The organism is Nostoc sp. (genome assembly GCF_036917155.1).
Classification (GTDB): domain Bacteria; phylum Cyanobacteriota; class Cyanobacteriia; order Cyanobacteriales; family Nostocaceae; genus Nostoc.
The window spans coordinates 1-2,545 of record NZ_JBALDZ010000219.1 but is presented as its reverse complement, the minus strand read 5'-3'; the positions used below and the strand labels follow the sequence as shown (position 1 = coordinate 2,545).

Genomic DNA, 2,545 nt, shown 5'->3' with positions numbered 1-2,545 from the left:
ATGGATTAACTTCTGCCTTTAATTGCTGTAACCCCTTCACCCATTCTATTTTGCCTGATTTCAGCAACTAATTACCCCTGTGAACGGTTACGTTCATGAAACTGCTTTGCTACATATTCTTTACGCAATTTACCCATAGCATCTTTGGCGTAGAGTTTATGAGATAGACCAAGATTAACTTTGAAATCTAATTCTGCTGATTTGGGATTAAAAATAATCACATTGTTAATACCTCTAGGATCTTTTTTACCTTGATTATTAGTTTTAAAAAAATCAATACTGAACTTGGCATTTTTGCCAGGACAAGTTTTAGATGCTTTTGAGACTGAATTTGCTTCAATTTCTTGACAACCTGATAATAAGCTTGCACCGATTATCAAGATAAATAACAAAAATAATTTTTTTGTAGACATATAATGCAAAAAACCGCTACAGAATTACTATAGCGGGGAATAATTTAAAATTTCAGCCTGGAGTTAATTTACAAGCTAAAACTTAAGAAAACCATTCTAAAACAGCTTCTTCTTTGGTGTTAGTATTCCGAGATGGTGTCTCACGATTAAATTTCATTTGAATTGATCGGGTTTGTTCACCATCAGCAGCTACAGCCAAAATCGGATAGTCAATTAAACCATCTTGGAAGGACATCTGGAAACGGAATGTTCCATCTGGGTTTAGCTTAATTGGACGGCCACCAATGGTTACGGTAGCATCAGGTTCGGTTGCACCGTAGACGATCAATTCAGCATCGGCAATTAACCAGAACTTGCGTGGACGCACTGGTACAGCAGAAGCCGAGAAGCCAACACCTGACATTCCTGCACCGGAAGCGGTTAAACCAGACGCCCACAGACCAACACCAGAGGGGAAAATGTAGGAACTGAGAGCTTGTTCGGGACGTGCTGAACCTGGTACTTGATGCTGAGAACCAAAGATAGAACCAGCAACCCGTAGCGCTTCGGCAGATTCCGCTAAACCAAATATTTGGTCGTAGATGGGGTTGCCGTTATTCACAACAGTATTACCATTGGCGGTGGCGGTAGCTGCAACCTTCTTGGCAGGGGGAACTAGTTCGTATTGAGTCTTGCCACGTAAATCTTCTTCAAAGTTGACAGTGATGAAGACATCCTCTATCCAGTCAGAAGGATAGACGGGTGGGATGTGTACTCTCGATGAACGAGCTAGTACTAACCAGCGACCATCAGCAGCACGATAGCCGATATCGATCACATAATCGCGATCGCTAACTGGAACTGGTAGATACCATTCTCTAGCTAGTTCATCAGCCGGATATTCTTGAATGCTATGGGGACTTTGGTATTCGATATTAATGTCGGTGACATCATAAATCCGCAGTGCGAGTTGTTGTCCCCCTTGGCGGCGCAGTTCCTCTTTGTGTTCATTGGGTACATCCCAATAAGTGTAAGCCCACTGAGGATCGCGCGGTAAGAGTACAATCCGGCTGTCACCATAGCCAGATGGCAAATCTGCCAGTCCTTCATCAACATCAGCCAAAGATCCACCAGTACGATCTTCCTGACCTAATTCAAACTTTGCAGCTTCCACGGTTTCTTGTGCCTCCAATGAACGAGATGGACTGAGTAAAGTTTTGCTGCGCTGGACTTCTTGTATTGATGCCAGCAGTTGTGATTTACGCATTCGGCTATAGCGAGAGATGCTATATTCGCTAGCAACTTTGCGTAGTTGGCGTAAGGTCATCTCCTCTAGTGGCGGGCGTTCTTTTGCCATTAATTTGGCCTCCAGTAGTTTAAGCGGTAAATGATTTCCCCTGGTTAAAGAATGCTATATAAAATGTCATCCACTCCAGATGAATTTATTATCCTGACTCCTGGTTTTGCCCAGTTCTTAAGTTTTTTAATCTGTTTTTAAATTGAGGTAACGTCCTTGCAATTCCTGATCATGCCAAAATTAGCATTTCTTTGGGATCGGAGGAGTTCTGTTTGTTAAGTCAATATTAACCACTAAGCATATCTAGGGATCAAGGGGTAAGAAGTAGGTTTTTTGCCTGTTTCACGAATTTATTAGCCCTTCCGGGATCGTAATGTCATGCTTCTATAACATTTCTGGCGAGTTTAAGATTGCAGCATCGCCATAATGTAGATTTTTCATGACATTAAGCTGTGGGTTAGCCAAAAACCGCAATCCACTCAAAGGGATTGGGGATTTACCCAATGACTAACGACTAATCAAATTTTGAAACTGTCTATATTCTCGAATATTGTCAAAATCAGTCTCAGTTTTTGCCATCTCTCGGCATTTAGGATTGAGGTTGATAGCTTGTTGCAAATTCTCTATTGCCAAATTGACATTCCCTAGCAAACCATAACAGCAAGCTTTGTTATACCAAGCTTCGTGGTAGTCGGGTTTGATTTTGAGAGTTTGGTCAAAAGAGGCGATCGCTTCTTCTAATTTTCCTAAATCGGATAGTACAACCCACATTCCGCACTTCAATAAGTAGCATGGATAAACTACATAAACAGAAAATGCGCTGATGATAATTTGAACAATCAAGTAACCAGAAAAT

At 41.4% G+C, this 2,545-nt stretch carries 2 protein-coding genes and 1 pseudogene; all 3 read right to left on the bottom strand.

The annotated features are described in order from the left end of the window. Positions 1 to 92: 92 nt before the first annotated feature. Positions 93 to 413 (bottom strand): annotated as a pseudogene (locus V7K67_RS29145) (hypothetical protein); the annotation flags it as partial. Between the two features lie 82 nt (positions 414 to 495). Beyond that, positions 496 to 1,749 (bottom strand): DUF4912 domain-containing protein, encoded by a 1,254-nt coding sequence (locus tag V7K67_RS29140; RefSeq protein ID WP_334731442.1) that lies wholly within the window; start codon positions 1,747 to 1,749, stop codon positions 496 to 498. Positions 1,750 to 2,196: 447 nt separating this feature from the next. Continuing rightward, the coding region (locus tag V7K67_RS29135) for a tetratricopeptide repeat protein (protein ID WP_335169504.1) at positions 2,197 to 2,545 on the bottom strand (349 nt) is incomplete at its 5' end.